At 62.2% G+C, this 12,461-nt stretch carries 6 protein-coding genes; all 6 read right to left on the reverse strand.

Annotation, left to right across the window (positions count from 1 at the left end):
* Position 1 precedes the first annotated feature (1 nt).
* Positions 2-751 carry a PP2C family serine/threonine-protein phosphatase gene (locus CRO18_RS11865; protein ID WP_097082267.1) on the reverse strand — a complete coding sequence of 250 codons (750 nt, stop codon included), beginning with the start codon at positions 749-751 and terminating at the stop codon, positions 2-4.
* Positions 738-1,556, reverse strand: a complete 819-nt coding sequence (gene tagF, locus CRO18_RS11870) for a type VI secretion system-associated protein TagF (protein WP_097082268.1) — start codon at positions 1,554-1,556, stop codon at positions 738-740. The genes CRO18_RS11865 and tagF overlap by 14 nt, the downstream gene beginning before the upstream one ends.
* 2 nt (positions 1,557-1,558) lie before the next feature.
* On the reverse strand, positions 1,559-5,161 hold the full coding sequence (gene tssM, locus CRO18_RS11875; RefSeq protein WP_083951916.1) for a type VI secretion system membrane subunit TssM: 3,603 nt from the start codon (positions 5,159-5,161) through the stop codon (positions 1,559-1,561).
* Positions 5,158-7,026, reverse strand: a complete 1,869-nt coding sequence (gene tssL / locus CRO18_RS11880) for a type VI secretion system protein TssL, long form (protein WP_170952651.1) — start codon at positions 7,024-7,026, stop codon at positions 5,158-5,160. The genes tssM and tssL overlap by 4 nt, the downstream gene beginning before the upstream one ends.
* A gap of 96 nt (positions 7,027-7,122) precedes the next feature.
* On the reverse strand, positions 7,123-8,454 hold the full coding sequence (gene tssK / locus CRO18_RS11885) for a type VI secretion system baseplate subunit TssK (protein ID WP_076483746.1): 1,332 nt from the start codon (positions 8,452-8,454) through the stop codon (positions 7,123-7,125).
* A gap of 134 nt (positions 8,455-8,588) precedes the next feature.
* Positions 8,589-12,461 (reverse strand): hypothetical protein (locus tag CRO18_RS11890; RefSeq protein WP_097082270.1); only part of this gene is annotated, 3,873 nt, incomplete at its 5' end.

Genomic DNA, 12,461 nt, shown 5'->3' on the forward strand with positions numbered 1-12,461 from the left:
CTCAATCCAGAACCGGCGCCGGGTGGCAGCGCACCGCCACAGCCGTCACGTTGTCATGCGCGCCCCGCTCCAGCGTCAACGCGACAAGTTCATCGCACAAAGCCTGCGCCGATCTCGGGGCCTTGGCCATTTGTTCAATCTCATTGTCTTCGATATGGCCCGTCAGCCCGTCCGAGCAAAGGATGAACAAATCCCCAGCCTCAACGCGCCCGGAGCTCCGCTCACATTCTGGCAGGTCTGTCACGCCAATCGCGCGGGTGATGACATTGCGGCGCGGCCATGTGCGCGCCTCTGCCTCGGTGATCGCGCCTGCGTTCAAAAGCGCCTGCACCTCGGTATGATCTTCGGTCAGACGAAAGAGGGTGCCGCCGCGCATCAAGTAAACCCGGCTATCGCCCGCCCAGAGGCACGCAAATTCGTCTTCATACAAAAGCAGCGCCACCAGCGTGGCCCCAACCGTGGCCCCACACAAGGCCTGCGAACGCGAGCGGATCGCCATGGTTGCGCGGCCAAGACGTTCAAACACCCGCGCTTGCAGGTCATCCAATGAGCCCGGCACACCGATCTGACCAAGCTCTCCGGTGATCGCAAGCGAGGCAAAATCCCCCGCCGCGTGACCGCCCATACCATCGGCCACCACCCAAAGCCCCGCATCAGGGCGGGCAAGGTAGGCATCTTCATTATGGTCGCGGACACGTCCAACGTCGGTGCGTTGACCGGTATCAAACAGGAAAAGGTCAGTCTCGGACATCGTCGAAGCTCCGGGGTGGCGCCGGGTCGGCGGGGGGAAGGGTGACAGGCTCATCATCCATGATCTCGGGCATGGCGGCTGTGACGGGGGCCGGGTCCGCGGAAACGGGGCTGTCTTCGGCAGCCGTACCAGCCAAGATCCACGCCAGCCCGGCCCCTTCGGGCAGGCCGGGGCCCGCCATCACAGCGGCGGCACGCCCGGGGGCTGGGTCGGCCCAAATGTAGCTACTATGGCTTGCGGCGCGGCGGTGATCATGCACCGCCAACTCGGCCCAAAGCCGCGCCACGGGCAGCGCCGGATTGACCGCCCAAAGAAGCGAAGACACCTCTGCCGCTGAGGGGGAAACCCCCGCGAGCGCCGTAAAGCTGGGAGCCAGCCCGGCCAAATCGGCAGGGCGCGCCACCCGTGCCAAATGGGCCGCCTGCACCGCAGCTGCCGCAAAGCCATCGTCCGCCGCAAGCGGAGGCGGATCGGCAGGCGCGGGATGCTGGAGCACCAAAAACGGCCAACGCCGCCCGACTTTATCACGCGAGGGCAACGCCCAACCGCGCAGCGCCGCCCCGCCGCTTTCGGCCAGCACCTGCCCCCCAATCCAAAAGCCAAAGCCCGGGCTGGCATCCCAGACCGGTGCCCACGCCGCGCCCAGCGTTTTCGCCGCCTCGGGCAGCGCGCGTTCTAGCCAATGATCAAGCGCATGGCGCAGCGCGGGGGCCACCCCAAGGCCGATGAAATCGCCAAAACCGGGATGTTTCCCGGAAAAGCCGATCCCTGCAGGTAAGCCGGTCTCGCGCGTCCCCCCTGCCATGCTCAATCCAACGAGGCCGGGCACTCGAACTGCTTGAGTTCGGGCATGGTGAAAGGGTTCGTCAGCGCGTTGATCGTGAAGTCATAGGTGATATCGCGCCCACCCACCACGAAGGTGGCACGGGTCGTATCGCCCCGTTTTTCGCGCGCCACGGCCGCATTCATGAACTGGATGATCGTCCATGAAGACCCGGTGAAGCCAAGCGAGTTTTGCCCATCAATCTTCGGGCTCAACTGCACCGCCGTAACCTTGCCATTGCCGGGCCAAACGGCGGTTTTCGGCACCTCATGCGGGATCGTTTCAATCCGGGTGTCGTTGATCATCAAGATCGCACTTTTCACCGTTGCGTGGCTTGAGACATGGGTCACCGCAATCTCGACGGAAGGCGCAGTGCCGCCACCCGAGAAATAGGCCTGCCGAATACGCTCAGCGCGTTCAAACTGGCGTAAGGTCGCCAGCGAAAGCCGATCCGCCAGCGGGCTATCTTCGCGCCAGCGCAGCCCATCGGAGGTGCGCTCCACATGCGGGGCCAGATATTCGGTGAAATACTTGTCCATATCGCCGCCGGGGCCGAAGAACTTCGAGAAATTCTCGATCGAAAGAAACCGGTTCGAGTTGGAGAACGGGAAAGAGGCTTTGATCGTATCGCGACAGAAATAAGTGATCCGGTCGGCCAGCGCGCGGTTCATCGCTTCTAGGTTCGCATCCGACGCGCCTTTGCGGAAATCACTCTCCGCCTCATTCACCAGATCGGCCATCGGCGTGGGCAATTGAGAATTGTTTTGTGTCAGCGCATTGAGAAGCTCTGCCTGCACAGCGGCAGTTTGCTGCGGATCTGCCTGCGCAAGCCGCAGGTTGTTCCAGATTGCCCCCAGGTTGCCCAAGATCGCATCAATCGGCCGTTGCCCGCTTTCCCCCAAAAGCAGCTCATGCCACATCGAGAAATCTTCTTCGATACGCTCAATCGGGGCACGGATCGGGTCTTCGCCACCGCCGCCCGTCAACCGCGCCTGCCCTTTGCCTTTGCCCATCACCGCATCAAACAAGATCCGCTGCACCCCGCTCGACCGCGCGCGCATCCGCTCGATCATATCGGCCTGCACGCTATCGACCACAGCGCCCGGCGCCATCATCGCGGGCGTCAGCCCATCTAAACCCTCAAACTCGCGCGTGAGCCGGGTCTCGGCATCCACCTCCCGCACCAAAAGCAACAGCGGCGAAGCCGAGGCCGAGGCCGCCGCGCCAAGCGTGCGATAAGCGGGTTCATCCGCAACCAAGGAATTGAGCGCGAGATTGCCCAAAACCTTATCCCAGGCGGCTTTAAAATCGGACCGATAGCGGTCCATCAATGTGCGATCCAAGCGGCCCAATTGCGCTTCAAAATCGGGGCGCTGCCCCTCGGCCCCAAGCACCCATTGATCTTTGCGCAGACTATCGGCCACTTCCGCCAATTGCGGGTAGAACCAGCCCCAAAACCCTTCATAGGTGAAGGCGGCAGGCACGGTCATACTATCCAGATCGGCGCCGTCACGGGTGGTGAAAACGGTCTTCGCCGCAGGGCCGGTACGATCTGCCAAAGACCAATCGCGCAGCCCCGAGGCCGCTGCCCCATCCATAATCACCGCATAGGCCTGATCGGCCACTGGCAATTGCACAATCGCTTGGCGGGCTTTGCTGACCAATTCACTGTCCAAGTCGACCAGCAGATTGCGCCCGGAATCAAGCTTCAGCATCGCCGCAAGATGGCCGCGCAGTCGGTCGCGCAAATCGGTTTGCGATGGACCGGGGTAAGCCTGCGTCCATTCCTGCGCAAACCAGCTTTCAATCGTCGCATCATCATTGCGCTCGCCCTGCCCGCCCAAAAGCAAATAGACCTTGAGCGCGCGGTACACCCCGGTCGCGTCGGCATTGTCGGTCAGTTCATGCAATTGCTGTTCGACAGAGAGCAACAGCCGCGGGCGCAGCATCCGCTCCAACGCGTCCGAATAAGCGCTGTCCGCCGCAACCGACAGCCGACCCAATTGCCCCAGACCAAGCCCATCCAGCAGCCCGCCTTTACTTTCCACCCCATAGCCGGTGGGCATGGAGCGAATGTCATCCAAAATTGGCACGATGCCATCCAAAGCGGGATCTTCGATCAGATCGCGGCGCAATTCATCGCCCGCGCCGCGCCGATAAGCGTCGGTTTCCGCCTGCGCCACGGCAATCAGCGCGGCGTTGCGCCAATAGCTGATGCCAAAGCCCGCGATCAGCCCGACCGTCGCCAAAAGAATAGCGGTGATGGCAGAGGCCCGGAGGATCCGATCGCGCCGCACCGCGCCCCGGTCATGGCTGACCCAATCACGTTCTTCAAAGATCACGCGGGTCAGCAGATCATGCAGGAAGAAGCTTTTCCCCTTGCCCGACATGAAGCCCGGCGCAATGCCGCCCACAGCCCCCTCGGCGCGTGCCACCGCCCCCAATACTTGGTCAATCGGCGTGCCTTCTTGCGTGCCTGAGGTAAAATAGAAGCCGCGTAAAATCGCATTGGTGGCATAGCGGGTCGGCTCAAACACCCGGCGCAGGAAATCGGCCACTGGCTCGCGCAGCATCGCCATTTGCCCCGGCAGACCAAAGATCGCGATGCGCGCGGTGGCGTCCCCTTCTTCGGTCAGACGGTCAATCACCTCATCCGAAAGGCGCGCGACAAGGCGGTCATATTCCTCGGGCACCGCCTCATGGGTCAGCGCCTTGCGCTCGCGGCTTTGGAAGGTGCAGCCCCAAACCGAATTGCGCCGCGCCAAGCTGAAGCTCGAGAAAAACTCGCGGAACCCGGCGATCAGGTCGCATTTCGTGAAAAGCACATAGACCGGGAAATCGACCTTCAACGCCTCATGAATTTCGGCCAAACGGGCGCGCACAATTTCGGCATGGCGGGCGCGGGCCTCTTCATCGGCGTTGAGCATATCCTCAACCGAAAACGCCAAAAGCACGCCATTGATCGGCTGCTCAGGGCGCGTTTTCTTGAGCAATTCAAGGAACGCATTCCAGCTGGCACTATCGGCCGAGGCATCGCTGTCTTGCGTGGTGTAGCGGCCTGCCGTGTCGATCAAGATCGCATCTTCGGCAAACCACCAATCGCAATAACGCGTGCCGCCAAAGCCCGCGACCGCGCCGCCCTCTTGCCCAGCCAACGGGAATTCGATGCCTGAATTCATCAAAGCCGTGGTTTTGCCCGCCCCCGGCGGGCCAATGATCACATACCACGGCAGGTCATAAAGATAGTTGCGCCCGCCCGATTTCTTGAGCGTTTCCAACGCCTCGGCCATGCGCTCTGACAAAACCTCGCCATCGCCCACAGGTCCAGAGGGCACGACCGCAGCTTCAAGCCTGCGCGCGGCGCGGCGGCGCAAGATAAACCGGATCAGCCAGATCAGCACCACGAGGCCCAGCACACCGCCAATCAACGCAGCACGGAAGGTGACGGTAGACAGGTCTTCGCGCCCCGTCATCGGCAAGCCGAACCAAATCGCCGCGCAAAGGCCCGCAAGGCCCAAGATCGTTAGCGGGATCGAGATCCACGGATTGCCCTTGGCTTTGGGAAGTTTGACACCAAAGAGTTTCAAAACGTGCCCTCCCTGGCGATCATCACTTCCACGCGGCGGTTTTGCGCGCGCCCTTCGGCGGTGGCATTATCCCCAATCGGATCGGCCTCGCCTTTGCCCTCGGCACTGATCCGGCCCGGATCAGAGAGCCCCTTGGCCAAAACATCGCGCACCGCTTGCGCGCGCGCTTGGGACAGTTCCAGATTGGTCTTGAACCGCCCCCGGCCCGACATCGGAATGCTGTCGGTATAGCCCCAGACCTTGATCGGTCCCTCTTCCTTCTCGATCTCTTCGGCAATACGCGCGGCAAGCGGCGCGAATTCCGCTTTCACATCCGCTTTGCCGCTCTCAAACAGCAAGAGGTTGCCGACCCGGATCGCGATGGCATCGCCTTTGAGCACCACATCGACCAGCCCCTGATCGATCTCCGGCGCAAAAGCCCCGCGCATCCGCTCCAACTGGCTTTGTGCGGTGGGCGCAACATAGGGCACCAGCGGCTTGTCGGGCGTTTTCACATCCAGCGCGATTTTGCCCTCGGTCGGATGCAGGGTGTAGAGCGCCTCTGCCGCCATCGCCCCGTCACGGTTGATCAGCGTCGAAAGCGTGGCAAAGAAGCCCACCACCAGCGCCGCAGCGATCCCCGCCACGGCCCAAACGGGCACCCCCCCAAACCGCCGCCGTCCGCCCAAAAGCACCGGCAACCAGCGCACCGACAAATCTTCGTTCGGGCGCGGTTTCACCCGGCGCAGCGTTTCATAAATCGCGCGCCGAATTTGCGCGAGCTGCATGCCGCCATTGGGGGCGGTGCGGTATTGCCCCTCAAAGCCAAGCGACAGGCAGGTCAGCATCAGTTCCAAAAGGTTGGCATATTGCAGCGGAGACTGCATCGCCTTCTCCGCTTCTTGGAAGAAGCCCACCCCAGTTTCGCGGGTTTGGAAAAAGCGCGCGGCCATCGAATATTGCACCCAGACGCCGCGATCCGCGCCCGGCAGGTTTTGCACGATATCATCGGCGGTGCCGCACAGCAGATATTTGGCGACCATCGCCTCTTGCGGGCCAACGCCAGCCGAAAGGACATTACGCTCAAACGTGTCGATTTCGCGTGCGACATGCTCCATCAGCGGCATCGCCTGCATATCGACAAGCCCCGTGCGCAAACGTCCAAACAAAATCAGCAGGTTGGTCGCTGCCGCGATCAGCGGGTTGGTGGAACTTCCGCGCCCAAGGCGCGCCGCCTGCAATGCCTGCTGCAAGGAAATCCGGGCTGTAACCCGTTTTTGCGTTTGCACCGGCGGCGTGGAAACATCCGGGAAAAAGCCCTGCGCGGCGCCGGCCCCAAAGGGGCTGCCCATACCCTGCCCAAGTCCCGTGCCAAAGCCCGCCTGCTGTGGCGCACCATAGCCCTGTTGCGGCGGGGGCGCCGAAGGCCATGCAGAGGGCTGCGGTTGTGATGGATAGGCGCTTGGTTGCGGATAAGGGTTTTGCGGGGGATAGGGGCTTGGCGGCGGCGTTTGCGGCATCATGCCGGGGCCGGGTTGCGCGGCTGGCAGCCCCCCACCCAGCCATGTGTTTTCCCCCGGGCTTTGCCCGGCCCCCATATCATTGGGCGGAAATCCGGACGCTTGCCCGGGGTAAGCATTGGGAGGGGCGCCGGGATGTGGTGCCTGTCCGCCTCCGGGCATGGCCAGATCGGGCGGATTGAAGGCACCGCCGATCACCGTGCGCTCGGTGCCCGGCATTTGCGGCGCCTGTGCGGGGGGCTGGCGCAGCGCATAGGGGTCATCCGGGTTCGGGGCCACAACGGGCCGGGGCGGCTGGTTCGGATCGGGTCGCGGCGGAAGCGCGCCCCCGATCACCGTCTTATCGCGATCATCGCCATGCGCCATGGCCCGGCCCTCCCCATTCACGCGCCGCCTCTGCCCCGGTTCGCAGCTTGCGGCACTCATTCCTCCCCGAGCGATGCCCCGTCAGATCCCCCCGTCTCAGATCTTTTCAGGGATCGCCCAGAATTCCAATTTCAACTCCGGCCAATCGCCCGCAAAATGCATCCCGATCGCGGGCGCATTCGAAAATTCGGACCAAAGCGGCGTGTTCCGGTCGAGCAAGAAATAGACGTTTGAGGCCACGACACGGATCTGCCGCGGCGGGTTCGGCAAGTGCACAAGCCCAATCCCCGGCAGGTTGTTCTTGACGATCTCGCTCATCCGGGTGTTGGGGCCAACTTTGCACAGTTGCGGGAACTGCATCATCACCTGCGCCAGCGGCTTGGCGCTTTCCACCTCAATGACAAAGGTCGCCTCGCGGAACAGATTGCGGTCGGCCACTTCGGCCAAATAGGAATTTTGCCGCACCATCCGCAGCGGCAAGCGCACCGCACGCCCCACATCGCGCGACAATGCGCGCTGAATATCCATCACCACCGGGGTAAAGCTCTCCTTCGGCTCGGCGTGATCATAAGGCGGATATTGCGGCGCCAGCCGCGCCCCGTTGTCAAAGGTCGCCAATTCCCCCGCCAACCCAATAAGGCGGCGATAAAGTTCCTCGGGGTGAACACAATCCAATGCACTCATATGCCGCAGCACCGTGACTTCGCGGTTGAGCGTCATCAACATCAGATAATCTGACGCCTGCATCCCCCCGCCCGAAGACGGGTCTGCGGCATAGCGCGCAAGGGTTTCGAGTTTGGCCTCCACCCAGCCAAGAACCCGGCTCAGGTAACCGCCCAAAACCGGATGGGTGCCCAAAATCAGCGCGGGCGGCGGCACCGTATCATCCAGCGCAATCACCCCGTCGCGCATTTCGTGAATACGGGCGATGCGCAGACACTGATACCCCGGGCGCGGCGTGCGCCGAATGGCCAATTCCAACCGCGGCACCGCAATTTCCACCAACTGCTCGATGCGCGCGCCAGCGGCATTATCCGCCACACTCTCCGAAGACAGCCGATAGCGGGTCGAGGCATCGGCCTCATCGGGGCCAATATCGCGCCCATTGGGCGAAGCCTCTGGAACGGTCAGCCAAATGAATTGCCCCGCCGCATCCTCCGGGCACACCACTGATTGCGGCAATTGCCCGGCATCAGGCGCATCAAACACCAGACCATCGGGCATGATCCCACTCACGCGGCGCAGCGCGATCTTGCCCTGCTGCGCCATGTCACGGTCAATCACCAGATCGGTGAACCCCCAGATATAGGGACGCAGGCGCCGCAGCCGCGTATCCATCAGATGTTCGATATACCGGTCTGACTGCTGCAAATGCTGCGGTTGCAGGAACAGCCCTTCCTTCCAGGCAACCTTGCTGAACAAAGACATTGCTTTATATCTCCCGCCGCGCAGCGCGCACGACCCCGCCCGTTGAAGTGACGCCATAGTGAAGCCCGACCGAGGATCGGTCAAGCTTCACGAACCGGGCCCCACCGTCGCAGCAAGAGCCCAATCCGGCGCGATCAGAACTGCCAGCGCGCCTGTGCGGTCAGGGCGGTGCTGTTCATCGAGCCACTGAAGCGGCCATCAAGGCGGACAGAGGCGTTGAACTGCTTGGCGGGCAGACCATGACCATTGGTTTGCAACACTTTCAAATAGCTCATGCCGATGCTGATCTCGCCAAAGGAGCCAAGCGTCTCTGACGCCAAACTGCCTTGGATCGCGTTTTCCGGGTCCGCGTAATGGCTGGCCAGATCTTCCGAGAAATCACGGTAATAGGTGCCCGTGATGAAGTAGCTCTTGGCGGAATCCCCCGTTTCCGCGATCCGCAATTTCGATGCCGACAGCCCCAAGAAGCCAAGCTTGGTAGTGTGATCATCAATTTGCAGGGTGGCAGGCTGCGTTTCTCCGGAGCGAAGGTCAAAGGTGATGGTGTCCGTTTTGCTCCGCGACAGCATGAAACCTGCGGTCGGCACGAGGTTCCAGCCGGTTTCCTTCAGCGGGAAGCTTGCCGAGACAGACCCAGACACCGTGGTCGCGCGCGACGCAAAGGTCGCATCGCTCAAGGCCGTGCCTGCAATAGACGCGTTGTTGAGCGTGAAATCGGTTTTTTCCGTCCGGACCTGAAGATCGGCAACAAGGTTCCCCTTAGAGGCGGTCATATACACGCCACCATAGCTTTGCTGGAAATCATTCGCTGTCGGCGAACTGGTCGCGGTCGAATTCGCCACCGAAATGGTGGAGATTGTGCCGGAACCACGGTTGAACCCGAGGAAGCCCCCGAACGCCATATCCCAGCCGCCGATGGAGCCGTTGAAGCAGGACAAATCGCCGCCAAGCTGGACGCCGGTATAGGTCGCGGTGACATTCGAGCCGTTTTGCATCCCGCCCGAATCCGTCGTATCGCCCGACGCATCGACGTTACCGCCCGTCACCCGGCCCCAACCACCGGGTGCACAGTTTTTCTCTTCGGGGATCGCACGGCCCACGGTGAAGGGGCTGGTCGGACGGTTCACAAGCGCCCCGATCAAGCTTTGCGACAGCGCCACGCTGCCCGCCAACGCGCCCACGTCTTGGTCGATCGCGACATGCAGGGCAAGACCGCTGCCACCGCTCTCCGGCACCACCGTATAGTCATAGCTTGGGTTGTTTTGGGTAAGATCGGTGAAATCATAGGTGAAGCTCGCTGCGTTTTCGCTGCCCCAAAGCAAGAACGTCAAATCAGAGGCCGGCAGATCCGCATTTGCAGAGGTCGCATCCGCAAAGCTTAGAAGGAACGAGCCAGAGACCTCACCGGTGACGTCGATCAGGTCGATATCAGCCGCGCCATCCGCCAAATCCACGTCAAAGGCGAGCACCGTATTGCTCACCCCCACCAAGTCTCCGGTGACCGAGAAGGTCTGCCCCGTCGTCCCATTGGCCAAAGAAATCGTGTTCGCCGAAGAGATCGACCCGTCAACCGTCGCATCGCCCGAGACATTCAGCAGCCCCGCGCCCGTAATGCTCCCGGTCACAAGCGCGCTATTTTCAAAATTGATCGTCCCGGTATTGCTGATCGCGCTCAAAAGGGTCGCATTCGAGGTCACGGTGAGCGAAGAGGTTCCATCGACCGTCGTACCGCCAGCGCCACTCACCGTTAAAACCGTCGCAATGACCCCATCGCCAATCGTCGCTTGACCACCGTTGAGCAATGCAAAATCGCCCGCGATGCTGCTCGTCCCGGTCGTATCGAACTGGGTGCCGACACCATCAATCGTCACATCACCAGAGGCCGCTCCCACAGTCACCGACGACCCGTCGCTCAGCGTGAAAGACCCGCCCGTTACAGACACATCGCCCGCGATCTGCCCCGCGTTATCAAGCGCCCCGCCCGAAACGAGCGCCCCGCCATTCATCGCGCCCGTCGCCGCGTTCGTCACCGTGCCCGCAGAAACGCCCACCGAGCCGGTGATGGCGCCCGCATTTGTCACTGTCCCCGCGCTTGTCACCGCGCTCGCAAGCGTCGCGCCTTCGCGCACATCCAAAGTGCCGCCCGCAGACACATCCATGGTTCCGCTGCCACCGCCAACATTCATGTTCTCAAGCGTCAGCGCATCCGCATCCCCAACCGTCAGCGTGCCATCCGACCCAACCGTCACATTGCCGGTGTTGAATGTCGCGCCGCCAACAACCGACAGCGCCGCAGCATTGCCGCCAGCCCCAGTCACATCCGTCGTTCCAGAAACCGTCAGCTGATCAGGCGTGGCATCGGTATTACCCACTATTGCCGTACCCTGCGCCCCCACCGAGAAAGCCCCGGCGATGCTGCTCGTCCCCGTCGCAAGGAAACCCGCCGCACCGGTATCATCGCCGATCGTCACATCACCCGGACCGGCGCCAGCACCGCTTCCATCAACGACCGTCCCGCCCGAGAGATTGAAGTCACCGCCCGTCACAGACACATCGCCTGCAACTTGGCCAGAGTTCGTCAAAGTCCCGCCCGTAACGCTCGCCCCCGCATCCATCGTCCCGGTGTTCGTCACCGTCCCATTCGACACGCTCACCGCGCCGGTGATGTCCCCGGTGTTCGCGAAACTATTCGAACTGTTGTGGATCAGCGCGCCCAGCGTGCCCGCGTTCGACCCCGTGCCCAAGCCTTGGTTCGTCACCGTGCCCGCTTGACCGTTTGATTGGTTTACGAAGGTGCCGCTGTTCAGCACGTCAGCCAAAGACCCGTCACTGGTAATTTGCGTGCCAGATGCGAGCGTCGCAGTCCCCGTCACAACGCCGCTTGTGCTTTGCAAAAGGCTCCCGGCGCCACTCAGCCCAAGCGTTCCATTGATCGTCCCGGCGTTTGTCACCGCCGATGCGCTTGTCACCGCGCTCGCAAGCGTCGCGCCTTCACGCACATCCAAAGTGCCGCCCGCAGACACATCCGTGGTTCCGCTGCCACCGCCAACATTCATGTTCTCAAGCGTCAGCGCATCCGCATCCCCAACCGTCAGCGTGCCATCGGAGCCAACCGTCACATTGCCGGTGTTGAATGTCGCGCCGCCAACAACCGACAGCGCCGCAGCATTGCCGCCAGCCCCAGTCACATCCGTCGTTCCAGAAACCGTCAGCTGATCAGGCGTGGCATCGGTATTACCCACTATTGCCGTACCCTGCGCCCCCACCGAGAAAGCCCCGGCGATGCTGCTCGTCCCCGTCGCAAGGAAACCCGCCGCACCGGTATCATCGCCGATCGTCACATCACCCGGACCGGCGCCAGCACCGCTTCCATCAACGACCGTCCCGCCCGAGAGATTGAAGTCACCGCCCGTCACAGACACATCGCCTGCAACTTGGCCAGAGTTCGTCAAAGTCCCGCCCGTAACGCTCGCCCCCGCATCCATCGTCCCGGTGTTCGTCACCGTCCCATTCGACACGCTCACCGCGCCGGTGATGTCCCCGGTGTTCGCGAAACTATTCGAACTGTTGTGGATCAGCGCGCCCAGCGTGCCCGCGTTCGACACCGAGCCCAAGCCTTGGTTCGTCACAGTGCCCGCTTGTCCGGTTGATTGGTTTACGCAGCTGCCTCTGTTCAGCACGTCAGCCAAAGACCCGTCACTGGTAATTTGCGTGCCAGATGCGAGCGTCGCAGTCCCCGTCACAACGCCGCTTGTGCTTTGCAAAAGGCTCCCGGCGCCACTCAGCCCAAGCGTTCCATTGATCGTCCCGGCGTTTGTCACCGCCGATGCGCTTGTCACCGCGCTCGCGAGCGTCGCACCTTCACGCACATCCAAAGTGCCGCCCGCAGACACATCCGTGGTTCCGCTGCCACCGCCAACATTCATGTTCTCAAGCGTCAGCGCATCCGCATCCCCAACCGTCAGCGTGCCATCGGAGCCAACCGTCACATTGCCGGTGTTGAACGT

This window comes from Rhodobacter sp. JA431 (assembly GCF_900217725.1).
Taxonomy (GTDB): domain Bacteria; phylum Pseudomonadota; class Alphaproteobacteria; order Rhodobacterales; family Rhodobacteraceae; genus Rhodobacter; species Rhodobacter aestuarii.